We start from the raw sequence: 25,592 nt of genomic DNA on the forward strand, positions 1-25,592 counted from the left end.
TGCGCCCGGCCCCGCGCCCGTGCCCTCTCGGCGCGACGAGCCCGGGGCGATTGGCCGGTTGCGCGGGGGGTGGTGCCGCTCCACGGGGTGGTTGCGCGTTATTTCGGCAATTGCTATTTCCCGCGCGCCGACTGTCGGCGGGCCGGATCCCCTGCCCAGCGGCTCTATGCGCATAGAGGCCGTGGCGACCAGACGCTCACCCTGGGGAGGCGGGGCGGTTCGGGGCAGTCGTTGCACCAGAAGTCGGCCGGGTCGACTTCTCGCGCGGTCAGCCGATGAGGGTGGCGAGGGCGTTGCCCTGGGGGTAGAGGGCGGCGGCCGGGGGGAGGTGGGCGGGGGTGCCGGCGTGGAGGACGGTGAGGGTGCCGGTGCCGGTGCGGGTGGGGTCGGCGACGCGGCGGATGGCCTGGGCGGCGACGGCGTCGGCCGAGCCGTGCAGGGTGAGCCCCGGGGCGGCGGTCGGGGCGACGGCGGCGCGGATGCGGTCGTCGACGAGTTCGTAGTGGGTGCAGCCGAGCACGATGGCGTCGGTGCCGGCCGGCGTCCGGGCGGCGGCGTCGGCGATGGCGGCCGTGACGGCTTCGTCGTCGCCGTGCTCGACCGCGTCCGCGAGGCCCGGGCAGGCGACCTCGGTGATGTCCGCCGAACCGCCGAAGTCGCGGATCAGCCCACGCTGGTACGCGCTGCCGGTGGTGGCCGGGGTGGCCCAGATGGCGACCCGGCCGCCCCGCACGGCGGCGGGCTTGATCGCCGGGACGGTGCCGACCACCGGCAGCCCGGGCTCCAGCTCGGCCCGCAGGGTGGCGAGCGCGTGGACGGAGGCGGTGTTGCAGGCGATCACCAGCGCGTCGGGTTCGAGCGCGGCGGCGGCCCGGCAGCAGCCGAGGGCCAGTTCAGTGACCTCTTCCGGCGTACGGGGCCCCCACGGCATCGAGGCCGGGTTGGAAGAGAGCACCAGATCCACGTCCGGGCGCTGCTTCCGAAGGGCGGCGGCGGCGGCCAGCAGGCCGATTCCGGAGTCCATCAGTGCGATCTTCACGGCTCAAGACTTTAGTCGATCCGCCCGTCGGGCCCGGTTCTGCGGCAGACTGCCGGGGTGACCGTCCTGCTGTGGATCGCCGCGTTCTCCCTGCTGGTCTGGCTCTGGCTGGCGTGCTGCCACGGCTCGTTCTGGCGCACCGACGTTCGGTTGCCGCCGCGTCGCCCGCCGGTCCGCTGGCCGCAGGTGGCAGTCGTGGTGCCGGCCCGGGACGAGGCCTCGGTGGTCCCGGTGAGCCTGCCGACGCTGCTGGCGCAGAAGTACCCGGGGCGGGCCCGGGTGATCCTGGTGGACGACCACAGTTCGGACGACACCGGCGCGCTGGCGGCGGAGCTGCGGACGATCGACGGGCTGGAGCTCACCGTCACCACCCCTCCCCCGCTGCCGCCGGGCTGGACCGGCAAGCTGTGGGCGCTGCGGCACGGCGTGGAGCTGGCCGGTCCGGACGCCGAGTACCTGCTGCTGACGGACGCCGACATCGCGCACGGCCCGGATTCGCTGGCCGAGCTGGTGGCCGCCGCCGAGAGCAACGGCCTGGACCTGGTGTCCCAGATGGCCCGGCTGCGGGTGGAGACCGGCTGGGAGCGGCTGATCGTGCCGGCCTTCGTGTACTTCTTCGCCCAGCTGTACCCGTTCCGCCGGAGCAACCGTCCGGGTGCCCGGACCGCGGCCGCGGCCGGCGGCTGTTCGCTGGTGCGGCGGGAGGCGCTGGAGCGGGCGGGCGGGGTGGCGGCGATCCGCGGCGCGGTGATCGACGACGTGTCGCTGGCCCGGGCGGTGAAGTCGACCGGCGGCCGGACCTGGCTGGGTCTGGCCGACGACGTGGACAGCGTGCGTCCGTACCCGCGGCTGGAGCAGCTGTGGCGGATGGTGTCGCGCAGCGCGTACGCCCAGCTCAGGCATTCGCCGGCGCTGCTGCTCGGGACGGTGCTGGGGCTGGCGCTGGTGTACCTGGTGCCGCCGGTGGCGACGGTGGCCGGGCTGGTGGCGGGCGCGCCGGCGGTGGCCGCGACGGGTGGGGCGGCGTGGGCGCTGATGGCGGGCACGTACCTGCCGATGGTCCGGTACTACGGGCAGCCGGCCGCGGCCGTGCTGCTGCTGCCGTTCACCGCGGGGCTGTACCTGCTGATGACGGTGGACTCAGCCGTACAGCACTGGCGCGGCCGGGGCTCGGCGTGGAAGGGACGGACGTACTCCCGGGCCTGAGAAACCCGCTGCGCGCCGCACCGCCCCGATCCATACTGCTCGGATGGACCGTCAGCAGATCTCCCGCCTCGCCCATGCCCACCACCCGATCGCGGCCCCGCTGGCGGACGGCTCGGTGGCCCGGTTGCTGGACCGTGCCATGGCCGGGACGGAGCAGGGCCGGGCCCTGGACCTGGGCTGCGGCGAGGGCGCCTGGCTGCTCCGGGCGCTGGCCGCCGGCCCGGGCTGGCGGGCGACGGGCGTGGACCTGGACGCGGCGGCGCTGACCCGGGCCCGGGAGTCCGCGGCCGCGCTGGGCGTGGCCCGCCGGATCGGCCTGCACCACCTGGACGCACGGGAGTTCACCGCGGAGGAGCCCTTCGACCTGGTGTTGTGCGTCGGCGCCACCCACGCGTTCGGCGGCCTGCTGCCGACGCTCGCCGCGGCCCGCGAACTCCTGGCCCCGGGCGGCCGGTTGCTGGTCGGCGAGGGGTTCTGGCAGCGCGAGCCGTCCCGGGCGGCGCTGGACGGACTGGGCGCGGCACGGGAGGACTTCGCGGATCTCGCGACGACCACCGGGCGGGTCCTCGCGGAGGGCTGGACGCCGGTGTTCGGGCTTGTCAGCACCGAACAGGAGTGGGACGAGTACGAGTTCGCCTGGACGGGCTCGCTGGCCGAGTGGGCGCTGGACCACCCGGAGCACCCTGACGCGGCGGCCGCCCGGGAGGCGGCGGACCGGCACCGCACCGGGTGGCTGCACGGTTACCGGGGGACGCTCGGCTTCGTCACCTACCTGCTGCGCCGCGACTGAAGCACGCCGAAGGGCTCTGAACACGCCCGAACCGCCTGAGCCTCCCGCCCCCGAACACCCCGCACCGGTCGGCTACTTCCCGATCCGCGCGAGGAAGTCGTCGATCAGCGGGGCGATTTCGGGCAGCTTCTCCTCCAGCGCGAAGTGCCCGGTGTCGAACAGGTGCAGCTCGGCCCCGGGCAGGTCGCGCAGATAGGCGCGCGCACCGGCCTCGGTGAAGAACGGGTCTCCCACTCCCCAGAGCACCAGCGTGGGCGGCTGGTCGGCGCGCAGCCAGGCCTGCCAGGCGGGGTAGAGCTCGACGTTGGAGAAGTAGTCGAGGGCGAGTTCGACCTGGATGTCCTTGCGGCCGGGCAGGTCGAGGAGGTGCTGGTCGAGCGTCCAGCCGTCGGGGGCGACCAGGCTCGGGTCGCCGGTGCCGCCCTCGTACTGGCCGCGGGTGACGTCCGGGGTGAGGATCGAGCGGGCGGCCCGCTCCGCGCCCGGCACGCCGCGCCTGTTCGCGATGAACTCCCTTGCCTGGTCGGAGAGTCCCTCCTCGTAGGCGTTGCCGTTCTGGACCACCAGGCCGGTGATCCACTCCGGGTGCCGGGTGGCCAGGCGCAGGCCGACGGGGGCGCCGAAGTCGAAGACGTACAGCGCGAAGCGGTCCAGGCCGAGGGCGAGGCAGAAGCCCTCGATCACGTCGGCGAGGGCGTCGAAGCGGTACGTGAAGGCGTCGGGTGCGGGGCTGTCGCTGTGGCCGAAGCCCGGGTAGTCGGGGGCTATCAGGCGGTAGCGGGTGCCGAGCGCGTCGAGCAGCCGGGCGTACTGGTGGGAGGAGGACGGGAAGCCGTGCAGCAGCAGGAGCACGGGGGCGTCGAGCGGGCCGGTTTCGCGGTAGAAGACGCGCAGGCCGTCGACGTCGACGTGGCGGTGGTGGACGTGAGGGATCATCAGCTCGCTCATGCTAACCATTAAACAGCATGTGAATGGTTAGGCAAGGTGCTGTTCGGACAAGACGCCTGCCGGGCAGGGCACATGAGCGAGCTGATCCGCTGTCACCGCGAGGGCCGGAGCACCGGCTCAGTGACCCCGCGCCTGCTCCTGCTGCACCAGGTGGTCGAGCACCTCGGGCATCGCCTCGACCCCGCCGGCCTGGGTCGGCGAGGTGCGGTACTCACCCTGGACGACGACCGTCGGCAGCTCGTTGACGCCGTAGCGGGTGAAGTCGGCGGCGGCCTCCTCGACCGACCGCGTCACCTCGGCGGAGCGGTACGTCTCGCCGAACGCCTTGGCGTCGACGCCCTGCCGCGCGGCCCAGTCGGTGGCGGCGGCCTCGGTGGTGAGGTCGCCCCGCTCGGTGTGCACGGCGCGGAAAACGCTGACCTGGAGGCGGTCGACCTGGCCGAGGCGCTCCAGCGTGTAGAAGATCCGGGCGTGGCTCCGTTGCGCGGCCTCGTCCGGACTGCCGGGCCAGACGGCCGGGATGCGGCGCAGCGCGACATCGGCGCGGTGCTTCTCCGCCCAGGCCTGCAGGGGCTGTTCGAGCGCCTGGGAGTGGCTGCAGTCGTACCAGAAGAACTCGACCGCCTCGGTCCGGACGCTCTCACGGACCGGCTGCGGATGGTCGAGCTTGACGAACTGGGCGCCCCCGAACGGGATTTGGTGGGTGATCGCGCCGGCCTGGACGGGGGACGCGGCAATCCCGACGGCGACGGCGAGCAGGACGGTGGACCGCAGCAGCGACTTCGATTTCACACCGGGCAGTGTGCTGGCGGCGGTTCGCTACCGGCCGGTTGCTGCGCACGGGCCGCGCCGGATTCGCCCGGACGGCGTAGCCGGGCCGGGCACGCGGACGGGCCGGCCACCCGACGGGGTCGGCCCGGCCACCCCGGTCGGCATGGCACCCCTGGCCCGCCTGGCCACCCCGGTCAGCGGGCGGCCTCCGGGCCCGCCGTCCATACCTCGGCGACCAGTTGCTGCCAGGCGTCCACGACGGCGCCCAGCTCGAAGTGCTCCAGCGCGTGCGCCCGGGCCGCCGCGCCGAGGCCCGCCCGGTTGACCGCGAGCACCTTGCCCAGCGCCTCGGCGAGGGCGAGCGGGTCCCCGGGGGCGACCAGCGCGCCGGTGGCACCGTCCCGGACCACCTCGCGCACCCAGCCGACGTCGGTGGCCACGGCGGGCACCCCGGCCAGCGCCGCCTCGATCAGCGCGCCGGGCACGCCCTCGCTGTCGCTGGTCAGCAGCAGCGCGTCGGCGGCGCGGTAGAGCGGGGCCGGGTCGGGCAGCGGGCCGAGGAAGTGGGCGCGGGCGGCGGCCGGGTGGCGGGCCAGCGACTCGCGCAGCGGTCCGTCTCCGGCGACGGCGAGCCGGACGTCGGGCAGCCGGTCGAGCACGTCGAGGGCCAGGTCGAGCCGCTTCTCCGGGGCTATCGCCCCGATCCAGGCGACCAGCAGCACGTCGGCCGGAAGGCCCAGCGCGTGCCGCGCGGCACGCCGGTCGTCCCGGCCGTCGGCAGGCGGGTAGCTCTCGGCGGCACGGGAGTTGGGGATCACGTGCACCTTCCCGTCGGGCAGCCGGAACTGTTCCTCCAGGACGACGCGCGCCTCGTCGGTGAGCGTGGTGACGGCGGCCGCGCGGTGCATCAGCGCGCCGCCGCGCACCCGGCGCAACCGGTTGGCGGTCCAGTAGCGCGGGTGGCCGACCGAGACGTAGACGAAGGGCGTACGGGTCCCGGCCAGGGCGAGGGCGCAGGCGGCCAGGGTGTCCGAGCCGTGGGCGAGCACCACGTCGGCGGCGCGGGAGGCGGAGCGCAGCGCCCGCAGGGTGCTCGGGTGCAGCCGGCCGGGGCCCAGCACGGCGGCGGAGCGTAGCCCGGCGGCGGCGGAGCAGTCGACGGCGGACCGGCCGGCGGCCTCGGGGTCCGGGCTCGCGGACCCGGAGCCCGGACCTGCGGAATCGGGGCTCCGGCCTGCGGAACCGGGGCCGGTGGAGTCCCGGCCCGCCCCGCCGGGGCCGGAGGGGACGGCCGGGTGCGGGGCGAGGGCGCACAGCGCGGAGGCCTGCCCCCGACGGCCCAGTTCCCGGTGGAGGTCACGGGCGAAGTTCTGCGCGCCGCCCCGGCGTGAGTCGCTGATCAGGTGCAGGACACGCGGACGGTTTCCGGCCGGATCGGCCGACAAATGGTCGGGCATGGACCGACCTTGGCACAGTGCTCCGCCCGGTACATCCCCTTCGCGCAACCTGATGGTGGCCCATCCGCCCGCGCTTGTACACCGGATGTGCGCCACGAGGCCGCCGTCGTGCGCCGTACGCGACCGCCGTGCGCCCCGTCTCGCCCCCTGCCGCGCTCCGGTCCACCCTGTCGCGCCGGGTCGGCGCCGCCCCGGACCGGCGCGTGCCGGTGTCACATGCGGCGCCACACGCGGCGCCACAGGGGCGAGTTGGAGCGGTCGACCAACCGACTGGCTCGGCTGTTCGACCGGGGAAAGGCCGGTACGCGGAGCGTCCCCGCCCCGCAGGGCCCACGGACGCGGGGCGCCGCGGCGGTTACCCGATTCGGGTGAACGCGGTTGGACCTCGGCCCGGCCCGCTCGGCAGGATGTCCGGCCTGGGGCGGCACCCGCCGTGCCGCCCCATCTCCCCCTCCCCCGTACGGATTTGGAGTCACCCGGTGTTCAAGGGATTCCGCAGCTTCCTGCTGCGCGGAAACGTGGTGGACCTCGCGGTCGGCATCGTGATCGGCGCTGCCTTCACCGCCGTCGTCACCGGGTTCGTCAGCGCCTTCCTCACCCCGCTGGTCGGCGTCGCGTCCGGCGCCGTCGGCGACTTCACCCAGAAGACCTTCGACGTGGCCGGCACCCGGTTCCCGTACGGCCTCTTCGTCAACGCGGTCATCGGCTTCGTCCTGACCGCCGCCGTCATCTACTTCGCCGTGGTGCTGCCGGTCGGCAAGCTCCAGTCCCGCTTCGAATCGGCCAAGCCCGCGCCGGCCGCGAAGGTGGACTGCCCGGAGTGCCTGAGCAGCATCCCGGCCGCCGCGACCCGGTGCTCCTTCTGCACCTCCGAGATCGGCAAGCCGGCCCTGCCCGCACAGGCCCAGGCCCTGCAGTCGCACTGAGCGCCGACACCCGGACCAGCGACGGGCCGCCGCCTGATCGGCAGCCGGCCATCGGGCCGACGGCCCAGGTCGCGGGCCTGAACCGGGCCCCGGAGAGCTGACGGGAATTTTATTCCCGAAACATTCACGAGCCCCCGTCGCCTGCTCGGCGGGGGCTCGAATGCGCCCGCGCACGCCCTGTCCGGGAAAAGTTTCTCCGCAGGGCCCCCGACCGTCCACCGGCCGGTCACCACAAGGCCTTCCGGGGCCTCCGTCCGGCCGCCGTTCGACCACTGACGGGGTGCCAAGCTTGTCCGGAACCGGTCGCCGGAATGTCCGTCTTTCCTACTTTCGAAACCTTTGTGCGAGCGAAGACTGTGTAAACACTCGAACTGCTCCCCCTCCCGCTCTCCTCAGCAGGCGCGTTGTGGGCTTACCGTATGCCCCATGACCTCGCCCCGCTCCTACGACGGAGTCGGCTACCCCTCTCCGTCCTACTCCTCCGGCACGCCGATCTACGACAGCCTCGTGGCTGAGCGCGGCGTCCCCCAGATCGCGCCCATCAACGTGCCGGCCGCCCTGCCGCCGGCACTGTCGTCCGGTTACGGATCCGGCCTCGGCCCGTCCTACGAGAACCGGTACGCCAACGGGTACGAAAGCGCCGGCAGCAACCTCCCCGCGCTGCCGCCCGCCCGCCTCGCCCTGGGCCCCGGCCCGAGCAGCGGCCCCTCCGCCGGCCCCGCCACGGCGTACATCCCCGCGCAGCCCGCGCCGGCGTACGCCGCCCCCCAGCCTCCGGTCCCCGGCTACGGCGCCCCCCAGCCGTACCAGCGACCGCAGCCCGGCACCCCCGCCTTCAGCCAGACCCCCGGAGGCGGCTACCAGCCGACCGGCGGCCAGAGCTTCGGCGGCCAGAACACCTTCATCGGCGCCCAGGGCGGCCAGCAGACCTTCGGCGCGCAGCCGGCCGGCGGACCGGGCGGTTTCGGCCAGGGCCAGCCCGCCGCTCCGCAGGGCTTCGGCGGCCAGCAGTCGTTCGGCGGTCCGGCCGCCGGCGGCCCCGGCTTCCAGGGCCAGGGCGGCGACCAGTCCTTCGGCGGTGCCCAGCTGCGCCCGGCCATGGCGCCGGTCGCGCCGGTCCGCCCGACGCAGCCGCAGCGCCCGGGCCCGTACGGCGAGTCCGGCCAGTTCCAGGGCGGCTACCACCAGCAGGGCCAGGGCTACTGAGCCGCTGACACCCCGAGGCCGTCCCCCCACGCGGCCCGCACCCGCACCACCTGAGCAGCACCCGGCGCCCCCCGTACGCCGGGCGAACGGAGAAACGGGTCATCCACGGACCGCCCGGAACGCCCCCCACGGCGTCCGGGCGGTCCGTGCGCATTAGGGGGCATTCCCGGCGAACCCCCGCAGGCTGGCAGGATGGAGGAATGCACCTCACCGGACTCCACGTCTACCCCGTCAAGTCGATGTACCGCCTGAGCCCGGACACCGCCGTGGTTCAACCCTGGGGTCTGGCCGGAGACCGTCGCTGGATGCTCGCCGACGCGAACGGACGCTTCGTCAGCCAGCGTGAGGACGCGGCCCTCGCACGGGTGCGGACCGGACTGCTGCCCGACGGCGTCCTCACCCTGACCACCCCCGACGGCTCCCGGATCGAGGTCCCCGCCCCCGCCGTCGCGGCCGGTGACCCGCTCGCCGACGTCGAGGTCTGGGGAACGCGCTTCCGTGCCGCGGAGGCCGACAAGGAGACGCACCGGTGGATCGCCGAACACCTCGGCGACTACCGCCTGGTGCACCTGGACGACCCGCGCGCCCGGCCGGTCGACCCCGAGTACAGCGCGCCCGGCGACAGCGTCTCGATGGCCGACGGCTATCCGCTGCTGCTCACCACCACCGCCTCGCTGGACCGCCTCAACGAGCTGATCGCCGCCGAGAACCCGGACGGCCACGAGACCCTGCCGATGGAGCGCTTCCGTCCGAGCGTGGTGATCGGCGGCACTGAGCCGTGGGCCGAGGACACCTGGCGCCGGATCCGGATCGGCTCGGTCACCTTCAAGGTGGTCAAGCCGTGCGGCCGCTGCATGATCACCACCACCGACCAGGAGACCGGCGAGCGGCGCGGCAAGGAGCCGCTGCGCACCCTGGCCCGGCACCACCGGCTGCTGCGCAAGGCCGCGTTCGGGCAGAACCTGATCCCCGAGCGGCCGGCCGGCGTCGAGGGGGACGAGCTCGGCACGCTGCGGCTGGGCGACGAGCTCGAGGTGCTCGAGGACGGGGCGCACTGGCCCGCCGACGGGCGCTGAGCGCTCGGGCCGGTTCTCCGGGAGGGTGGGCCGCTCCCGCCGACCCTCCGCGCCGGCTGCCGACGGTCGAGTACTGACCACCGACCGTCGGATGCCGACCGCCGACCGCCCGTGCCGGAGGGCGGGGCGCATCGGCCTGTGGACCGGCGCCGGGCACGCGCCGCACTCCGAAACCGGCGCGCCCGGACGGAACCACCGCTGTGCGCGCTCGTTGAAACAAGTGGTCGGAACCTGTGGCGGCGCTGAGCGCTACCGGTGTCCGCGCGACCGCGGGCGGCCGGACCACCCACGTGGGCGCGCTACGGTGGGCGGACGGCCCGCGCACCCCCGCGCGTTCGGCCCGTTGATCGCCGGCTCGACGAAGGTGGGGACGACAGACCGTCATGGCTGAGCACAGGGTCCGGGTCACCCAGGACAGCGCATCCCGCTGGCGTCGCCGCGCGGGCGAGTACGACACGCTCGCGGAGGCCCTGGCCGCCGCCGAACCGGGCGACACGGTGACCGTCCGCCCGGGCACCTTCCGGGAGAACGTGCTGCTGGACAAGCCGGTGACGATCGTCCCGGCCCAGGGCCCGGGGACGGTCCGGATCGACCCGCCCTCCGGGGTGGCGCTCACCGTGACCGCCGCCGCCACCGTGCGCGACCTGGTGGTCGAGGGCGGCGACAGCACCACCCCGGCCGTGCTGGTCACCGGGCCGGAGGCGACCCCCTCCTTCAGCGGCTGCCGGGTGGAGACCCGCTCGGCCACCGGCATCGAGGTCACCGGCGGTGCCCGGCCGACCCTGCGCGGCTGCGTGGTCACCAACCCGGGCGGGCTCGGGCTGCGGCTGCGCGGCCCGGACACCGCCGCCGCCTTCGAGGACTGCGAGGTCGCCGCCGCCGGCCAGGCCGGACTGGCCGTCCTCGGCGGCGCCACCGCGGCCCTGGACCGCTGCCGCGTCCACCACGCCTCCGGCGCCGGCGTCCTGCTCTCCGACCCCGGCAGCGCCGCCGAACTGACCGGCTGCGAGATCTACGAGATCCGCGGCAGCGGCGTGCAGGCCGAGGCGCAGGCGGGCGGGCGGCTGGTCGACTGCGAGATCCACCGGGTCACCGGCAACGGTCTCACCCTGGACGGCGAGGCCGAACTGGTGCTCACCGGCTGCCGGGTGCACGACCTGCCCGAGAACGGCGCCGACCTGCGCGGACGCGCCCGGCTGAGCCTCGCCAACAGCACCGTCCGGGACTTCGGGCGCGGGGCGCTGTCGGTCTGGGACCAGGGCACCGAGGCGGTCGCCGAGTCCTGCGAGATCCACGGCTCGACCGGCGAGTACCCGGCGCTCTGGGTCAGCGACGGCGCCCGGCTGACCCTCACCGACTGCTCGCTGCACGACCTGCCGGACGCCCTGTTCGTCCTCGACCGGGACTCCGCCGCCACCGCCGAGGGCTGCTCGTTCAGCCGGATCCGCAGCTCGGCGGTCTCCGTCAGCGGCGGGGCCACCGTCTCCCTGGCCTCCTGCCGGGTGCAGGAGGCGGGCACCGGGCTCTGGTTCCGCGACCACGGCAGCGGCGGACTGCTCACCGACTGCGAGATCTCCGACGTGGCCACCGGCGTGATCGTCACCAAGGGCGCCGACCCGGTGCTGCGCGCCTGCACCGTACGGGCCAGCACGGACGCCGGGGTGTACGTCTCGGCCCAGGGGCGGGGCACCTTCGAGGACTGCCGGGTCTCGCAGGGCAAGGGCTTCGGCTTCCACATCATCGACGGCTGCCGGACCCAGCTCACCCGCTGCCGGGCGGAGCACAACCAGCGGGCCGGGTTCGAGTTCTCCGAGCCGGGGCCGGTCACCGAGGGGTGCATCTCGGACGACGTCGGGGCGGCTCCGGTGCCGTCCGCTCCCGCCCCGCCCGGCGGCGGGGCGGGGCCGGGATCCGCGGGCGGGCGCGGTCCGGGGCTGGGGTCGTCGTACGGATCCACCGACGTGCCCGCGCCGCGGACCGCCCAACTGACCACGGTGGCACCGCTGTTGGCGTCGGCCGCGGCCGGTTCGGCCGCGATCTCGCCGATCCCGGACTGCCGGCCTGCCGAGGAGGCGCTCGCCGAACTGGACTCGCTGGTCGGGCTGGCCACGGTGAAGCAGGAGGTGCGCACACTGATCGACCTGATCTCGGTCGGCCGGCGCCGCCGCCAGGCCGGGCTCAAGGCCCCCTCGCTGCGCCGCCACCTGGTCTTCACCGGCGCACCCGGCACCGGCAAGACCACCGTCGCCCGGCTGTACGGCGAGATCCTCGCCTCGCTCGGGGTGCTCCAGCGCGGACACCTGGTCGAGGTGGCACGGGTGGACCTGGTCGGCGAACACATCGGCTCCACCGCGATCCGCACCGCGGCCGCCTTCGACCGGGCGCGCGGCGGGGTGCTCTTCATCGACGAGGCGTACGCGCTCGCACCCGAGGACGGGGCGCGGGACTTCGGGCGCGAGGCGATCGACACCCTGGTCAAGCTGATGGAGGACCACCGCGACGAGGTGGTCGTCATCGTGGCCGGCTACACCGCCGAGATGGAGCGCTTCCTCTCCGCCAACCCCGGTGTCTCCTCCCGTTTCTCACGCACCATCGGCTTCCCCGACTACACGGCGGACGAGCTGCTGGAGATCGCCCGGTCGCAGTGCGCCGAGCACGAGTACGCGCTCTCCGAGGAGACGGAGGAGGCGCTGCTGGAACACTTCGGCGGGATGGAGCGCGGCCCCAACTTCGGCAACGGGCGCACCGCGCGACAGGTCTTTGAGACCATGGTCGAGCGGCACGCGGTACGGATCGCCCATCTCGCGGACCCGTCCACGGAGGAGCTCCAGCTGCTCGTCCCGGCCGACCTGCCCACGGCGCCGCTGCCGTAGGGCCCACTGCGGTAGGGCCGGCGGCCGGGGAACTCGTCGCCGGGGAACTCGTCGCCGGGGAACTCGTCGGCCGCGCCGGGCCGTTGAGCCGGGCATGGGTGTGCTGTTGACGGGCGCGGCGGGCGGGTTGCTGCTGCCGGCCGGACTGGTCGTGGTGTTCTTCCTCGGTGCGGTGGTACGGCGGCTGCGCGCCCGGCCGGCGGTGGGACCCGACGGTGGGCGCGACGGCGGGCACAGCGGCGGGCGCGGCGCGGGGGCGACCGCGACGGAGGAGCTGCACGCGCTGCTCTACCCGAGCAAGCGGGTGCAGCTGGAGCAGCGACGGGTCGAGCTGGTGCTGCGGGACGACGAGCACGACGGCGCGCCGAAGCGGACGGGGATCGACCTTGCGGGCGGTCGGGTGGTGATCCGGCGGGTGGCGGGCACCGGCTGACGGCTGACGACGAACAGGCGACAGCGAACAGATAACAGATAACAGCTGACAGAGTTTGAAATCTGTCAGCTGTCACCCGTCCGCCGCCCGGCGCGTCAGCCCGTCCAGGCGCCGCCGGCCAGGAAGGACTCCAGGGCCGCCCGGTAGGGCGCGATGTCGATCCGCTCGCCCGCCAGCCAGTCGTCCGAGTAGTACTTGTCCAGGTAGCGGTCCCCCGGGTCGCAGATCAGGCCGACCACGCTGCCCGTCCGCCCGGCCGCCCGCATCTCGGCGACGATCCGCAGCGCGCTCCACAGGCCCGTCCCGGTGGAGGCCCCCGCCTTCTTGCCGAGCACCTGCTCCAGCACCCGGACGGCGGCGATCGACGCGGCGTCCGGCACCTTCATCATCCGGTCGATCGCCCCGGGGACGAAGCTCGGCTCCATCCGCGGCCGTCCGATGCCCTCGATCCGCGAGCCACTCTCGCAGACGGCCTCCGGATCGTGGCGCACCCAGCCGTCGAAGAAGCAGGAGTTCTCCGGGTCCGCGACGCAGATCCGGGTGTCGTACTGCATGTAGTGCACGAACCGGGCGATGGTCGCCGAGGTGCCGCCGGTCCCGGCGGTGGCCACGATCCAGGCCGGCTCAGGGTGCGGCTCCAGGCGCAGCTGGGCGAAGACCGACTCGGCGATGTTGTTGTTGCCGCGCCAGTCGGTGGCCCGCTCGGCGTAGGTGAACTGGTCCATGTAGTGCCCGCCGGTCTCCTCGGCGAGCCGGGCGGAGGCCTCGTACACCTCGTCCGAACGCTCGACCAGGTGACACTCGCCGCCGTGGAACTGGATCAGGTCGATCTTGGACTGGCTGGTGCTCTTGGCCATCACGGCGATGAACGGCACGCCGACGAGCTGGGCGAAGTACGCCTCGGAGACGGCGGTGGAGCCGCTGGAGGCCTCGATCACCGGCTTGCCGGGCCGGATCCAGCCGTTGCAGAGCCCGTAGAGGAAGAGCGAGCGGGCCAGGCGGTGCTTGAGCGAGCCGGTCGGGTGGGTGGACTCGTCCTTGAGGTAGAGGTCGATCCCCCACTCCGCGGGCAGCGGGAAGCGCAGCAGATGGGTGTCGGCGGAGCGGTTGGCGTCGGCCTGGACCTTGCGCACCGCCTCCTTGAGCCAGGCGCGGTACTCCGGGTCGGAGCGGTCGACGTCGGCGGTCGGCTCGATGCCGGACTGGGTGCTCATGGTCGCTGTCTCCCTCGTGGTGGCCCCCCGATGCTCACTACGAGTGTATGAGAGTGACGATAAGTGACCGTTTTCGAAGAGCCAGCTTCCGCTTATCGCCGTCAGGACAGATCTGGTCACCGTCGGGGGCGGAACCCATCGACCAGGGCAGACCCGATCGCTGTCAGGGCAGCACCGGCACCGACTGCGGGTCCGCCAGGTACGGCCCCCAGCCCAGCTCGGCCGCGCCCGCGAGCGCGCCGTGCGCCAGCTCCGCGCCGACGATCGGCACCCGGCCGCTGCGCCCCCACAGGCTGCGCTCGGCGACCACCGACCGCAGCCGGTCGGGCGCGGCCTCCAGCAGGTGGAGGTGCAGCCCGCTGAGGACCACCCGGTCGGGGTTGAGGATGTTGGCGACGCCCGCCAGGCCGAGTCCGAGCCGGTCGATGACGTGCTCCACCGCCGCCCGCGCCCGGTCGTCCGTCGCGGCGGCCCGGCACAGCTCGCGCGCCTGGTCGAGCAGCGGGCGTCCCGGTTCCGGGGTGAGCCCGGCGGCGGTGAACAGCGCGTCGGGGTCGGTCTCGGAGTTCAGGCAGCCCCGGTTGCCGCACATGCAGGGCCGTCCCTGCGGGTCGACGGTGAGGTGGCCGACCTCCAGGGCGAGGCCGGCGCTGCCGGTGTGCAGGTGTCCGTCGATGACCAGCGCGCCACCGACGCCGCGGTGGCCGGAGGTGACGAAGAGCAGGTGGCGGGCGCCGCGACCGGCGCCGTGCCGGTACTCGGCGAGCGCGGCCAGGTTGGCGTCGTTGGCGATCGCGGTGGGCAGCGGGCGCAGCGCCTTCGGGCCGTGGTCGGCGCGTCCGACCTCGACGTCGTACAGGTCGGCGACCGGGGTGCCGCTGGGCCAGGCGAAGTGCAGCGCGGCGAGGGCGGTGCCGTCCGGCTCGGTGACCGGGTTGGGCAGCGCGAGCGCGGCGCCCAGACAGCGGCGGTCGGTCGCGCGGGCGAGTTCGGCACCGGCCACGGCGACGGCGCGCAGCATCCGGACCGGGTCGGTGGCGGCGGGCAGCGGCAGGTGGACGGGCGGGTCGAGCAGTCCGCCGAGGCCGGCCAGGGTGACGCTCAGTCCGTCGGCGTGGATCTGCCCGGCGACCACGACCGGGCCGTTCGGGTCGATCGCGAGCCGGTGCGACGGGCGGCCGCGGCCGCCGCCGGCCGGGCGCGAGTCGACGGTGATCAGGCCGAGCGCCTCGAGTTCGGCGGTGACCGCGCCGGCGGTGGCCCGGGTGACGTCCAGCGCGCGGGTGAGCGCCGAGCGGGTCGGCGTCTGGCCGGTGTGGATCAGGGAGAGCGCTGGGCCGAGCAGCGTCCGGCCCCGGTCGGGAGCCGCGCGGCGGTGGTTGTCGCGCTGCGCGTCGGAGTCGTTCCCGGTACCGGGCCTCGGGCTTGATGGTGAGAGCTGCACGCCCCTATTGTGACTTTGTGTCGCTTCGAAACAAAATCGGTTCACGCACCCGGCCCGATCGCCCCTCCTTCCAGTCTCGCAGCACACCCCCGGTGACGGACAGCCCCTGGGGTCCTGCACGTATCGCCCTCACCGCGTTCTTCGCCGTCGACGGCTTCCTCTTCGCCTCCTGGGTCGTCCGCATCCCGGACATCCGCAGTCAGGTCAGCGCCTCGCACAGCGCCCTCGGGCTCGCCCTGCTCTGCCTGTCCATCGGCGCCGTCCTCACCATGCCCGTGATCGGCCGGCTCTGCCTGCGATACGGCTCCCGGCCGGTGACCGTCGGCTCGCTCGCCCTGCTCAGCCTCGCCGTGCTACTGCCCGCGCACGCCCACTCGGTCACCGCGCTCGGCGGGGTGCTGCTGCTGTTCGGCGCGGGGTACGGCGGGGCCAACGTCGCGATGAACAGCGCCGCCGTCGACCTGTCGCGCAGCTGCGGCGGCCCGTGATGCCCAGCTTCCACGCCGGGTACAGCTTCGGCGGGCTGGTCGGCACCGGCGTCAGCGGACTGCTCGCCGGCCCGCTGAGCACCGCATGGGCGCTCGCGCTCAGCGCGGCGCTGGGCATGGCCGTCACCGTCGGCGCGGGCGTCGTCCTGCTGCGCAGCCCGGCGGCGGCAGCGGTCGCACCGGGCCATACGGACCGTACGAGCCACACGGACCGCACGGCGGAACCGTCCGGGACCGCGCGGCCGGACGCGGGCTCGACCCGCCCCCGTACCCGCCTGCTCGTCCTGCTGCTCGGCCTCACCGCGCTCTGCACCGCGTACGGCGAGGGCGCGATCGCCGACTGGGCCACGCTCCACCTCACCGACGACGTCCGGGCGAGTTCCGTGGTGGCCGCCACCGGCTACGGCGCGTACGCGTTCGCGATGGCCGGCGGGCGGGTCGGCGGCACCTGGCTGTCCATCAGGCTCGGCCAGACCCGGCTGATGCTGTTCGGCGGGCTGACGGCGGCGGTCGGCATGCTGGTCGCCGCCCTGGCGCCGGTGGTGCCGGTGGCGATCTGCGGGTTCGTGCTGGTCGGCCTCGGCCTGGCCAACCTCTTCCCGCTCGCCATCGCCCGGGCCGGTGCGGCGGGCGGGCCGCAGGGCGTCGCGTTCGCCTCCTCGCTCGGCTACGGGGGGATGCTGATCGGCCCGGTGGTGATCGGCTTCCTCGCCGACGCGGCCGGACTGCCGCTGGCCCTCACCACGGTCACCCTCGCGGCCACGGTGGCGGCGCTCCTGCCGCTGTCGGTCGGACGGCGGGTGACGGACGACCGGTGACGGTCGACAGGCAACGGATGACAGAGAACAGCGAACAGATGACAGCTGACAGATAACAGCTGACAGACACTGAAATCTGTTATCTGTCACCTGTCATCTGTCATCCGCCGTGTGACAGGATGCGAGGCCATGACGACCAGCGAACGCTTCCAGGTACTGCGGGCGGGCGAGCGCCCGGCGACGGCGTGGCTCAACGGGGGCGGGGTGACCAGGGAGGTCGCCGGGTTCCCGGTCGGCGCCGGACTGGACGCCTTCGACTGGCGGGTCAGCCTCGCGGACGTCGCCTCGGCGGGGCCGTTCTCCCCGTTCCCCGGGATCGACCGGGTGATCACCCTGGTCGAGGGCGCCGGCATGGCGCTCACCGTCGACGGTACCGAGCAGCTGGTCGACGCGCCGTTCCGGCCGTTCGCCTTCTCCGGCGACGCCACCACCGAGTGTCGGCTGCTGGCCGGCCCGGTGGTGGACTTCAACGTGATGACGCGCCGCGGGCGGGTCGAGGCCGCGGTCGACCTGGCCACCGCGGCCACCACGGTCGACGTCCCGGACGGGAGCACCGCCCTCCTGGTCTGCCTCGTCGGCACCGCCACCATCCACGACACCTCCATCCACGGCGCCTCCGTCGACGGCGGCACCGTCGACGGCGTCGAACTCGCCCGCTACGACGCCGCGTTGCTCGACACCCCGGGCACGTATGAGCTGCACCCGGACGGCACCACCGCCGTCATCGCCTTCCACACCGCGCCCTGAGAGCCGGTCAAGGGCCGCACCACCGAACAGCGGCGCTCCCACCTCCCGGGACCGCCCCGGGGGCAGGAGCGCCGCCGCCGCTTCACCCGCAGAACACCGGCGTGGCGTGCCCCGGATCCAGCGCGTTGGTGACCAGGTGCAGCGCCGTCGGCGAGAACGCGATCCCGACGTGCTCCACCAGCGAGACCGGGCAGTGTTCCTGCACCACCTGGTTGTCGACGTCCGGGCCGCTCAGGAACTGGGTCCGCCACGGGGTGACGACTTCATCGAGGACCGTCGAGATCACCGTGTAGCGCACACCCGGTACGGTGTCGGGCCGGGAGGCCATCACCGTGTTGAAGTCGGAGCCCACCGCCTGGTCCCGGCAGGCCTTGCAGACCGTGTAGATCAGGTCCGCGACGCCCGGGAAGTACGGCACCAGGTTGGTGATCCCGTCGAGCGTCGTGCCGTGGTTGGACGGCGCCAGCCCGACCAGCCTGCCGACCTTGGACCCGCCACCGAGGAACTTGAGGTAGTAGTTCGGCAGCATGCCGCCCTGCGAGTGCCCGACGATGTCGACCTTGGCCGCGCCGGTCGCGGTCCGCACCAGGTCCACGAACCGGCCGAGTTGGGCCGCCGACTCCGGCACCGGCCCGAGGCCGCCGATCGGCAGCAGCAGGCCGCTGCCGCTGGAGGTGACGCCGGGGATCATCCCGTAGTCGAGGGCGAAGACGCAGTACCCGAGGCTCTTCAGCAGCGGGGAGAGCGCCAGCCAGTTCTCGTAGCGGTTGGCGAAGGTGCCGTGCACCAGGACGACCGGGTCGGGGTGCGCGGTGGTCGGCCGGCAGGTCCAGTCGTTGGCGCCGGGCGGCGAGGCCACCGTGTCACCGTCCGGCGGCAGTTCGGCAGACGAGGCGGACGCTGCGGCCGCGACGGCCGAGGCGCTCGCGACGGGCACGGCGGCGCTCGCCGGCGACACCGTCGCACCGGCCAGCACCGCCCCCGCCAGCAGCAGCGCACCCAGCGCGCCTGCGCCCCTGCGGCGCACCGGAGTTGCGGAGAAGCGGAGAAGTGGGGTTCTCAACTGTTGCCTCCACAGCGGAAGTTTGTTACCAACAGGTAACCCGAGGGCACCATCATGCGGTCGCCCCTCCGGCCCGGCCCTTGGGCGTCCCCCAGACCTGGACGGTGTTCTCTGTGACCGGTCACAACGCACCCCACCCCGCACCCCCGAACACCTCCGATCGGACGCCGGACTGGCACGTCCCGGTGATCGGCGGGCTCCCGACCGACCAGCGACTGCTCGGCGGCGTACGGGAGCTGGCCGAGACCGTGGTCGCCGCCCTGCTGGAGCGGGTGCCGGTCTACCGCCGGCTGCCGCGCGAACAGCTCACCGGCGAGCTGACCCGGGACACCGAGCGCCGCATCCGCGCCCTCGCCCACACCGTACGGACCGGACTCCCTGCCCCCGCCGAGGAGTTCACCGCCGTCCGGGAGGCCGCCGCCCGGCGGGCCGAGGAGGGCCTGCCGCTGGACGCCGTCCTGCTCGCCCACCACCTCGGACTGGAGGTCTGCTGGGAGTTCGCCACCCGGCACGCCCGGGACGACGACGCCGCCGACCTGCTCGCCCTCAACCGGCTGCTGCTCGACCAGCTCCGCCAGGCCGTCACCGCCGCCGGGGCGGGCTATCTGGACGGCCGCCGCCCGGCCACCGGCCGACGGGACTCGGCCCGGCACTCCCTGCTCGGCGCGCTGCTCGCGGGCACCCCCGCCGACGCGGCCGCCGAGCGCGCCGGGCTCCGTCTGCCCACCGGGTACGCCGTACTCTGCCTGTCCCTCACCGACCACCCCGACGAGCACTCCCCCGGTGTCGATCCGGGCATCGCCGCCCTCCGCAAGCTCCGCCGGTTCGAGGCCGAACTCGACCACCGCACCCGGCAGTCGGCGCTCACCGCGCTCACCCCCACGGGCGGCCTGGTGCTCGTCCCGTTCGGACCGTCACCCGGTCCGGACGAGGACGGGGCCGGCGAGGCGCCGTGGCCGCTGCTCGCCGCCGCCCTCGCCGCGGCGGCCCGGGCGGCCGGCGTTCCCGTCCTGGCCGGGGCCGCGCCCGCCACCCCCGCCGAGGTGCCCGGCGCGGCCGCTCTCGCCTACGAAGTCCTCGACGTGGCAAGGGCGTTCGGCCGACCGCCGGGGCTGCACCGGCTGGACGACGTCCTGCTGGAGTACCAGCTCACCCGCCCCAGCCAGGCCCGCTCCCGGCTCGCCGCCCTGCTCGAACCGCTCGCCGACGCCGGGGAGTTGCTCATCACCCTGCACACCCACCTGGCCGGCGGCCTGAACCGCCGCCACACCGCGAGCGCCCTGCACCTGCACCCGAACACCGTCGACTACCGGCTGCGCCGGATCGCCGCACTGACCGGCCTGGATCCGGCCCGCCCCGCCGACCTCCCGCGGATCGCCGCCGCCATCGCCGCCCGCACCGCCGAACAGGCCTCCCTCGCCGGGTAGTTCGGGACGACTGCCAGCACCGGGCCGGTGCCCTGCGGACGACCTCAGCCCTGCTCCCCCGGCAGCCGCAGGTCCCAGCCGACCAGGGCACGCAGCTGCTCCGCGGTCACGCCGTCCGGCACCGGCTGCGGAGCGTCGTGGCGCAGCGGCGGCTGCCAGCCCTCCTCCTCCGTCCAGCGGCGCACCACCTTGGCCGGCGCCCCGGCGACCACGCTGTGGTCGGGAACGTCGCCGCGCACCACGGCGCCCGCCGCGACCACCACGTTGCGGCCGATCCGCGCCCCCGGCAGGATCACCGCGCCGGTGCCGATCCAGCTGCCCGTGCCGATCTCCACCGGTTCGTTGCGCGGCCACTGCTTGCCGATCGGCAGCTCGGTGTCCCGGTACTCGTGCGACTGGTCGCTGATGTACACGCCGGGGCCGGTCCACACGTCGTCGCCGATGACGATCGACTGGTGGCCGACGATGTGGCTGTCCCGGCCGATCACGCAGCCGCCGCCGATCCGCACGATCGGCTCCGGCCCGAGGTCGAGCCCGGGCAGGAAGCCCGCGCTGATGGTGACCCGCTCGCCGATGATCGAGAACGGCCCGATGGTGATCCACTGCTCGTTGAACACCGCCCCGAGCGGGAAGCTGAGCGTCGTGCCGTCGCCCAGCTCGCCGAACCGGTACGGGCCGGGGTTGCGGCTGGTGACCGCTCCGGTCCGCTGCACCCAGCGCCAGCCCCGGTGGACGAGGCGTCCGGCGGCGCGGCGGCCACCGGTCCGGACGGCTGAGACGAGCGAACGGGTTATCGGCATGCGCTCACGTTACCGGCCCGTAGCATCCGCCCGTCCGCCGGGAGGCAACCGGAGGAATGTCCGAAATCCGCGACCGGCGGACCGGCCGCGATGGAAGACTCCGTCCCATGGAGATCACCGAGCACATCGACGCGCTGCGCCGCGAGGGCACCAGGCTCGCCGAGGCCGCGGCCCGTACCGAGTTGTCCGCCCCCGTACCGACCTGTCCGGACTGGCAGCTGACGAAGCTGCTGCAGCACATCGGCTCCGTCCACCGCTGGGCCGCCGCGATCGTGTCCGGAGGCGCGCCGACCCCGCCGGACGAGGCGGACGCGCAGGCCGCCGTCGGGCCGCTGCCCTCGAACACCGAGCTGCTCGACTGGTACCGCGAGGGCCACGCCGCGCTGGTGGACACCCTCACCGCGGCGCCCGCCGACCTCGAGTGCTGGACCTTCCTGTCCTCGCCCAGCCCGCTGGCGTTCTGGGCCCGGCGCCAGGCGCACGAGACCGCCGTGCACCGCCGCGACGCCGACGCGGCCGCCGGGGTGCCCGGTCCGGTCGTGGACACCGCGCTCGCCCTCGACGGCATCGACGAACTGGTGAGCGGCTTCACGACCCTCGGCCGGTCCAAGCTGCGCAGCGACCGGCCGCGCACCCTCCTGGTCCGGGCCACCGACGGCCCCGGCTCCTGGCACCTGACGATCACCCGGGAAGCGCCGGTCGTCACCACCGGCGAGGGCCCCGAGCTGGCCGATCTGACCCTCGCCGGCCCGGCCCACGAGCTCTACCCGCTGCTGTGGAACCGGCTGTCCGCCCAGCAGGCCGGGGAGGTCAAGGCGATCGGCGACCAGAGCCTGCTCGCCCTCTGGAGCGAGACGGCGGCGGTCCTCTGACCGTGCCGGCCGCGACCCCTGCGCACGGGTCGTCACGCCCGGGGGCGGCGACGCCCCCGGGCGAACGGGCACCCGGGAAACCCGGCCCTCAGCGCACCCAGCGCGCGGGCCGCTTCTCCAGGAACGAGCGCATCCCCTCCTGCGCCTCCGCCGAGCCGAAGAGCCGCGCCGACAGCTCCACCAGCTCCTCCGCGTCCCGCTCGAAGGAGCGCACCACCTCGGCGTTGGCCAGCCGCTTCGACTCCGCCAGGCCCTGCGGGGAGCCCAGGCGCAGCGCGTCCAGCAGGCCCTTGAGCGCCACGTCGGTGGCCTCGGCGGAGTCGGTGGCGCTGGTGATCAGCCCGATCCGGGCGGCCTCGGCGGCGTCGAAGACCTCGCCGGTGAGGTAGTAGCGGGAGGCGGCGCGCGGGTCCAGCTTCGGGCGCAGCGGCAGCGAGATGACGGCGGGCGCGAGGCCGAGCCGCACCTCGGTGAAGGCGAAGGTCGAGGCCGGTCCGGCGACGGCGAGGTCCGCCGCGCCGACCAGGCCGAGGCCGCCGGCCCGGACGTGGCCGTGGATGACGGCGATCACCGGCTTGGCGCAGTCCACGATCGCCCGCTGGAGCTCGACCAGGCCGCGCGGGCCGACCGTCGGGTCCGCGCCGGTCGCCTCGGAGAGGTCCGCACCCGCGCAGAACACCTTGCCGGTGTGCCCGAGCACCACGGCGCGGACCTCCGGGTCGGCCGCGGCGGAGGCCAGTCCGGCGTGCAGCTCGGCCATCAGCCGGGTGGAGAGCGCGTTGCGGTTGTGCGGCGAGTCGAGGGTGAGGGTGGTGACGGCGTCGGCGGTGCTGACGTGGACGAGGGGCGCTGCGCTGGTCATCGGCGGGGCCTGCCTTCCGGCTGAGGGTGGGTCGGACTGCGGGCGCGGTCCGGGAGGTGCCCGGACGACGCCCGGACGACTCTGGCACGCCCACCCGCCCCTCGGCCAGAGCGAGCCGGAGCCCCCAGGCCGTCGGGCTTGCCTGCCCGAGGGGGCATGGATCAGGATCCGTCCCATGACCACCTCTCACCTCACCCGCATCACGGAGCCGCCCGGAGTCGCGCCCGGCACCGGCTACACCCAGGTCGTCGCCGGAAGCGGCCGACTGGTCCAGGTGTCCGGACAGGTCCCGTTCGACGAGAACCGGGACCTGGTCGGCCCGGGGGATCCGAAGGCGCAGGCGCGGCAGGTCTTCGAGAACCTCCGCCGCTGCCTGGCCGCCGCCGGGGCCGGGTTCGAGGACGTCGTGAAGTTCACCTACTTCATGACCGACATCGCCCACCTCGCCGTGGTCCGCGAGATCCGCGACGAGTACCTGGGCTCCGTTCCGCCGCCCGCTTCCTCCGCCGTGCAGGTCTCGGCGCTGTTCCGGCCCGACGTGCTGATGGAGATCGAGGCGATGGCGATCGTCCGCGAGTAGCGGGAGCGGCGGGAGCACCAGGGAATAGCGGAGCGACGGGGGCGGCGAGACGGCGGGAGCATCGGGGACAACTCCCAAGTGGTACAGACCTGTTGACGCATTGGTCCAGTCCTCCTACAGTTCCCATGCCTTGCCTCCCCACGGCACAGGCATGGATCGCACACGGATCAACCGCACGGATCAACCAAGGTTCTACGTCACCCTGTTCAACCCCCACAGTCACAGGGAGAACCATGTCCGCTCGATCCCGGGCCGGGCGCCCGCGCGTGCGCAGCAGACTGCTGGCACTGCTCTCCGTCCTGCTCCTGCCCCTCGCCGCGCTCACCGCGCTGGCCGCCCCGGCGAACGCCGCCGGAAAGCTCACCGCCACCTTCACCACGGCCGACAACGGCTCCTGGTGGCAGGGCACCTACATCGTCCACAACGACAACGCGACCGCGGTGAGCGGCTGGACCCTGGAGTTCGACCTCCCGGCCGGCGTCACCATCGGCAACAGCTACAACGGCACCGCCACCGTGAGCGGCCGGCACGTCACCGCCACCGCGGCATTCTACAACTCCACCGTCAACGCCCACGGCACCACCGAGCCGTACAGCTTCTGGTTCGTCGGCAACGGCCCGGTCACCGCCCCGCTCAACTGCCGTGTCAACGGCGACAAGTGCGACGGCAGCGCGGACGTCCCGCCGTCCGCGCCGGGCACCCCGACGGTCACCGAGTCCACCGCGCACACGCTCGCCCTGAGCTGGCCGGCCGCCACCGGCGGGGACTTCCCGGTCGCCTCCTACGACGTGCTGAGCGGTAGCACGGTGCTCGCCTCCAGCCCGTCCACCGGCGTGCTGGTCACCGGCCTCACCCCGGCCACCTCGTACACCCTGACCGTCCGCGCCAAGGACAGCCGCGGCAACACCGGCCCGCTCAGCGCGGGTGTCACCGCGTCCACCTTCGACCCGTCCACCGACACCTCGCCGCCCACCGCACCGGCCAACCTCCGGGCCACCACGGTCGGTTCGACGGACGTGACGCTCGCCTGGAACGCCTCCACCGACAACGTCCGGGTGGCAGCGTACGACGTCTACCAGGGCGGCACCCTGGTGGCCACGGTCACCGGCAGCACGCTCGGCGCGACCGTCGGCAGCCTCTCCCCGTCCACCGCCTACACGTTCACCGTGAAGGCCCGGGACGCCGCCGACAACGCCTCGCCCGCCTCCGCCCCGCTCACCGTGACCACCTCGGACCTGGTCGGCGCCGGGAAGTACGCCCGGGTCGGCTACTTCGTCCAGTGGGGCATCTACGGCCGCCAGTACTTCGTCAAGAACCTGGACACCTCGGGCGCCGCCGCCAAGCTCGACGTCGTCAACTACGCCTTCGAGAACATCGATCCGGTCAACCTGACCTGCCAGGCCGGCGTCACCAAGGGCACCACCGCCAACCCGGAGGACCCGGACCAGGGCACCGGCGCCGGTGACGCCGACGCGGACTACGGCCGGGCGATGAGCGCCGACCAGTCGGTGGACGGCGTGGCCGACGACGGCTGGGGCAAACTCCGCGGCAACCTCAACCAGTTGAAGAAGCTGAAGGCCAAGTACCCCAACCTGAAGGTGGTCGTCTCGCTCGGCGGCTGGACCTACTCCAAGTACTTCTCCGACGCCGCCGCCACCGACGCGTCCCGCCAGAAGTTCGTCAAGTCCTGCGTCGACACCTGGATCAAGGGCAACCTGCCGGCCTACAACGGCGCCGGCGGCGACGGCGTGGCAGCGGGCATCTTCGACGGCATCGACCTCGACTGGGAGTGGCCCGGCTCCGCCGACGGCCACCCGGGCAACCACTGGAGCGCCAACGACAAGGGCAACCTGACCCTGCTGCTGGCCGAATTCCGCAAGCAGCTGGACGCGTTGGGCGGCTCGCACAAGCTGCTCACCGCCTTCACCCCCGCCGACCCGGCGAAGGTCGCGGCCGGCTGGGACCTCTCGAAGATCTTCGGCTCGCTGGACATCGCCAACGTCCAGGGCTACGACTTCCACGGCTCCGGCAGCGACAACTCCTGGGAGCCGAACCGCACCGGCCACGCCTCCAACCTCTACCAGGACCCGAACGACCCCTACGCCACCCACTTCAGCGTGGACACGGCCGTCCAGACGTACCTGAACGCCGGGGTCAACCCGCGCAAGCTGACCATCGGCTTCCCGTTCTACGGGCGCGGCTGGCAGACCGTCGCGGACGGCGGCGCGAACGGCGCCTGGCAGTCCGCGAACGGCGCCGCACCCGGCCAGTTCAGCGACGAGGCCGGCACCCGCGGGTACAACAACCTGATCACCAGCCTCTCCGGTCTCAAGGTCTACCACGACCCCAAGTCCGTTGCGACGTACGGCTACACGGGAGCCGGCGGGCAGTGGTGGACCTTCGACGACGCCTGGTCGATCTCGCAGAAGACCGCCTACCTCAAGTCGAAGAACCTGCTCGGCGGCATGATCTGGGAGATGTCCGGCGACACCCCGTCCGGCACCCTGATGTCCGCACTGGACACCGGGCTCAAGTAGCGCTCCCCGCAAGGG

21 protein-coding genes and 1 pseudogene are annotated in these 25,592 nt (G+C 73.9%); 13 read left to right on the forward strand and 9 right to left on the reverse strand.

What is annotated here, in order from left to right; translation table 11 throughout:
• Positions 1-268 precede the first annotated feature (268 nt).
• Positions 269-1,039, reverse strand: coding sequence for a glutamate racemase (locus ACFCY1_RS30735; RefSeq protein WP_375876694.1), 771 nt, complete (start codon positions 1,037-1,039; stop codon positions 269-271).
• Between the two features lie 57 nt (positions 1,040-1,096).
• On the opposite strand from ACFCY1_RS30735, the gene ACFCY1_RS30740 reads away from it, so the two are divergent.
• Positions 1,097-2,245, forward strand: coding sequence for a glycosyltransferase (locus ACFCY1_RS30740; RefSeq protein WP_375876695.1), 1,149 nt, complete (start codon positions 1,097-1,099; stop codon positions 2,243-2,245).
• A gap of 43 nt (positions 2,246-2,288) precedes the next feature.
• Positions 2,289-3,035 (forward strand): SAM-dependent methyltransferase, encoded by a 747-nt coding sequence (locus ACFCY1_RS30745; RefSeq protein WP_375876696.1) that lies wholly within the window; start codon positions 2,289-2,291, stop codon positions 3,033-3,035.
• Between the two features lie 72 nt (positions 3,036-3,107).
• Here the strand turns inward: ACFCY1_RS30745 and ACFCY1_RS30750 are convergent, their stop codons facing one another.
• The 3 genes from ACFCY1_RS30750 to ACFCY1_RS30760 form a co-directional block, all read right to left on the reverse strand.
• Positions 3,108-3,983 carry an alpha/beta fold hydrolase gene (locus tag ACFCY1_RS30750; protein WP_375876697.1) on the reverse strand — a complete coding sequence of 292 codons (876 nt, stop codon included), beginning with the start codon at positions 3,981-3,983 and terminating at the stop codon, positions 3,108-3,110.
• Between the two features lie 117 nt (positions 3,984-4,100).
• On the reverse strand, positions 4,101-4,775 hold the full coding sequence (locus tag ACFCY1_RS30755; protein ID WP_375876698.1) for a thiol:disulfide interchange protein DsbA/DsbL: 675 nt from the start codon (positions 4,773-4,775) through the stop codon (positions 4,101-4,103).
• A gap of 173 nt (positions 4,776-4,948) precedes the next feature.
• Positions 4,949-6,211, reverse strand: a complete 1,263-nt coding sequence (locus ACFCY1_RS30760; protein ID WP_375876699.1) for a glycosyltransferase family 4 protein — start codon at positions 6,209-6,211, stop codon at positions 4,949-4,951.
• Positions 6,212-6,690: 479 nt separating this feature from the next.
• Between ACFCY1_RS30760 and mscL the strand changes: the two genes are divergently transcribed.
• The 5 genes from mscL to ACFCY1_RS30785 all read left to right on the forward strand — a co-directional run bounded on the left by mscL (position 6,691) and on the right by ACFCY1_RS30785 (position 12,725).
• Positions 6,691-7,137 (forward strand): large conductance mechanosensitive channel protein MscL, encoded by a 447-nt coding sequence (gene mscL, locus ACFCY1_RS30765; RefSeq protein WP_049650971.1) that lies wholly within the window; start codon positions 6,691-6,693, stop codon positions 7,135-7,137.
• A 426-nt stretch (positions 7,138-7,563) separates the two neighbouring features.
• Positions 7,564-8,343 carry a DUF6643 family protein gene (locus tag ACFCY1_RS30770; protein WP_375876700.1) on the forward strand — a complete coding sequence of 260 codons (780 nt, stop codon included), beginning with the start codon at positions 7,564-7,566 and terminating at the stop codon, positions 8,341-8,343.
• A gap of 200 nt (positions 8,344-8,543) precedes the next feature.
• Positions 8,544-9,419 (forward strand): MOSC domain-containing protein, encoded by an 876-nt coding sequence (locus tag ACFCY1_RS30775; RefSeq protein WP_375876701.1) that lies wholly within the window; start codon positions 8,544-8,546, stop codon positions 9,417-9,419.
• A gap of 383 nt (positions 9,420-9,802) precedes the next feature.
• A complete protein-coding gene (locus tag ACFCY1_RS30780) occupies positions 9,803-12,292 on the forward strand; it encodes a right-handed parallel beta-helix repeat-containing protein (protein WP_049650969.1) in 2,490 nt (829 codons plus the stop codon).
• A gap of 94 nt (positions 12,293-12,386) precedes the next feature.
• Entirely contained in the window at positions 12,387-12,725 is a 339-nt protein-coding gene (locus tag ACFCY1_RS30785; RefSeq protein ID WP_375876702.1) for a DUF6191 domain-containing protein, read from the forward strand.
• A 95-nt stretch (positions 12,726-12,820) separates the two neighbouring features.
• On the opposite strand, the gene ACFCY1_RS30790 is transcribed toward ACFCY1_RS30785, so the two are convergent.
• Together ACFCY1_RS30790 and ACFCY1_RS30795 are read right to left on the reverse strand one after the other, a co-directional pair.
• Positions 12,821-13,939 (reverse strand): PLP-dependent cysteine synthase family protein, encoded by a 1,119-nt coding sequence (locus tag ACFCY1_RS30790; RefSeq protein ID WP_117492468.1) that lies wholly within the window; start codon positions 13,937-13,939, stop codon positions 12,821-12,823.
• A 163-nt stretch (positions 13,940-14,102) separates the two neighbouring features.
• A complete protein-coding gene (locus tag ACFCY1_RS30795) occupies positions 14,103-15,383 on the reverse strand; it encodes an ROK family protein (RefSeq protein WP_079272930.1) in 1,281 nt (426 codons plus the stop codon).
• Between ACFCY1_RS30795 and ACFCY1_RS30800 the strand changes: the two are divergent.
• Together ACFCY1_RS30800 and ACFCY1_RS30805 are read left to right on the forward strand one after the other, a co-directional pair.
• Positions 15,368-16,689, forward strand: a pseudogene (locus ACFCY1_RS30800) (MFS transporter). The gene ACFCY1_RS30795 and the pseudogene ACFCY1_RS30800 sit on opposite strands and share 16 nt — an antisense overlap.
• 129 nt (positions 16,690-16,818) lie before the next feature.
• On the forward strand, positions 16,819-17,436 hold the full coding sequence (locus ACFCY1_RS30805) for a HutD family protein (protein ID WP_375876703.1): 618 nt from the start codon (positions 16,819-16,821) through the stop codon (positions 17,434-17,436).
• A gap of 82 nt (positions 17,437-17,518) precedes the next feature.
• Here ACFCY1_RS30805 and ACFCY1_RS30810 read toward each other — a convergent pair whose 3' ends face one another.
• Entirely contained in the window at positions 17,519-18,430 is a 912-nt protein-coding gene (locus ACFCY1_RS30810) for an esterase/lipase family protein (protein WP_375876713.1), read from the reverse strand.
• Between the two features lie 182 nt (positions 18,431-18,612).
• Between ACFCY1_RS30810 and ACFCY1_RS30815 the strand changes: the two genes are divergently transcribed.
• Positions 18,613-19,926: a PucR family transcriptional regulator gene (locus tag ACFCY1_RS30815; RefSeq protein WP_375876704.1), complete on the forward strand. Its 1,314-nt coding sequence runs from the start codon at positions 18,613-18,615 to the stop codon at positions 19,924-19,926.
• A 44-nt stretch (positions 19,927-19,970) separates the two neighbouring features.
• On the opposite strand, the gene ACFCY1_RS30820 is transcribed toward ACFCY1_RS30815, so the two are convergent.
• On the reverse strand, positions 19,971-20,726 hold the full coding sequence (locus ACFCY1_RS30820; RefSeq protein WP_049650964.1) for a DapH/DapD/GlmU-related protein: 756 nt from the start codon (positions 20,724-20,726) through the stop codon (positions 19,971-19,973).
• Positions 20,727-20,833: 107 nt separating this feature from the next.
• Between ACFCY1_RS30820 and ACFCY1_RS30825 the strand changes: the two genes are divergently transcribed.
• The gene (locus tag ACFCY1_RS30825; RefSeq protein WP_375876705.1) at positions 20,834-21,598 is read left to right on the forward strand and encodes a maleylpyruvate isomerase family mycothiol-dependent enzyme; all 765 of its coding nucleotides are present in this window, start codon (positions 20,834-20,836) and stop codon (positions 21,596-21,598) included.
• Between the two features lie 88 nt (positions 21,599-21,686).
• Here the strand turns inward: ACFCY1_RS30825 and ACFCY1_RS30830 are convergent, their stop codons facing one another.
• Complete coding sequence (locus ACFCY1_RS30830; RefSeq protein ID WP_074006376.1) at positions 21,687-22,460, reverse strand: enoyl-CoA hydratase family protein; 774 nt, start codon at positions 22,458-22,460, stop codon at positions 21,687-21,689.
• Positions 22,461-22,635: 175 nt separating this feature from the next.
• On the opposite strand from ACFCY1_RS30830, the gene ACFCY1_RS30835 reads away from it, so the two are divergent.
• Together ACFCY1_RS30835 and ACFCY1_RS30840 are read left to right on the forward strand one after the other, a co-directional pair.
• A complete protein-coding gene (locus ACFCY1_RS30835; RefSeq protein WP_049650961.1) occupies positions 22,636-23,040 on the forward strand; it encodes a RidA family protein in 405 nt (134 codons plus the stop codon).
• 233 nt (positions 23,041-23,273) lie between these two features.
• Positions 23,274-25,577: a glycosyl hydrolase family 18 protein gene (locus ACFCY1_RS30840; protein ID WP_375876706.1), complete on the forward strand. Its 2,304-nt coding sequence runs from the start codon at positions 23,274-23,276 to the stop codon at positions 25,575-25,577.
• The last annotated feature ends 15 nt before the right edge of the window (positions 25,578-25,592 follow it).

The sequence above is a fragment of the Kitasatospora sp. NPDC056273 genome (genome assembly GCF_042268845.1).
Taxonomy (GTDB): domain Bacteria; phylum Actinomycetota; class Actinomycetes; order Streptomycetales; family Streptomycetaceae; genus Kitasatospora.

Coding starts and splice junctions, on each gene's coding strand:
- ACFCY1_RS30745 (WP_375876696.1), top strand. CDS start 2,289: ATGGACCGTCAGCAGATCTCCCGCCTCGCCCATGCCCACCACCCGATC.
- ACFCY1_RS30750 (WP_375876697.1), bottom strand. CDS start 3,983: ATGAGCGAGCTGATGATCCCTCACGTCCACCACCGCCACGTCGACGTC.
- ACFCY1_RS30760 (WP_375876699.1), bottom strand. CDS start 6,211: ATGCCCGACCATTTGTCGGCCGATCCGGCCGGAAACCGTCCGCGTGTC.
- ACFCY1_RS30770 (WP_375876700.1), top strand. CDS start 7,564: ATGACCTCGCCCCGCTCCTACGACGGAGTCGGCTACCCCTCTCCGTCC.
- ACFCY1_RS30775 (WP_375876701.1), top strand. CDS start 8,544: ATGCACCTCACCGGACTCCACGTCTACCCCGTCAAGTCGATGTACCGC.
- ACFCY1_RS30780 (WP_049650969.1), top strand. CDS start 9,803: ATGGCTGAGCACAGGGTCCGGGTCACCCAGGACAGCGCATCCCGCTGG.
- ACFCY1_RS30785 (WP_375876702.1), top strand. CDS start 12,387: ATGGGTGTGCTGTTGACGGGCGCGGCGGGCGGGTTGCTGCTGCCGGCC.
- ACFCY1_RS30790 (WP_117492468.1), bottom strand. CDS start 13,939: ATGAGCACCCAGTCCGGCATCGAGCCGACCGCCGACGTCGACCGCTCC.
- ACFCY1_RS30805 (WP_375876703.1), top strand. CDS start 16,819: ATGACGACCAGCGAACGCTTCCAGGTACTGCGGGCGGGCGAGCGCCCG.
- ACFCY1_RS30820 (WP_049650964.1), bottom strand. CDS start 20,726: ATGCCGATAACCCGTTCGCTCGTCTCAGCCGTCCGGACCGGTGGCCGC.
- ACFCY1_RS30825 (WP_375876705.1), top strand. CDS start 20,834: ATGGAGATCACCGAGCACATCGACGCGCTGCGCCGCGAGGGCACCAGG.
- ACFCY1_RS30830 (WP_074006376.1), bottom strand. CDS start 22,460: ATGACCAGCGCAGCGCCCCTCGTCCACGTCAGCACCGCCGACGCCGTC.
- ACFCY1_RS30835 (WP_049650961.1), top strand. CDS start 22,636: ATGACCACCTCTCACCTCACCCGCATCACGGAGCCGCCCGGAGTCGCG.
- ACFCY1_RS30840 (WP_375876706.1), top strand. CDS start 23,274: ATGTCCGCTCGATCCCGGGCCGGGCGCCCGCGCGTGCGCAGCAGACTG.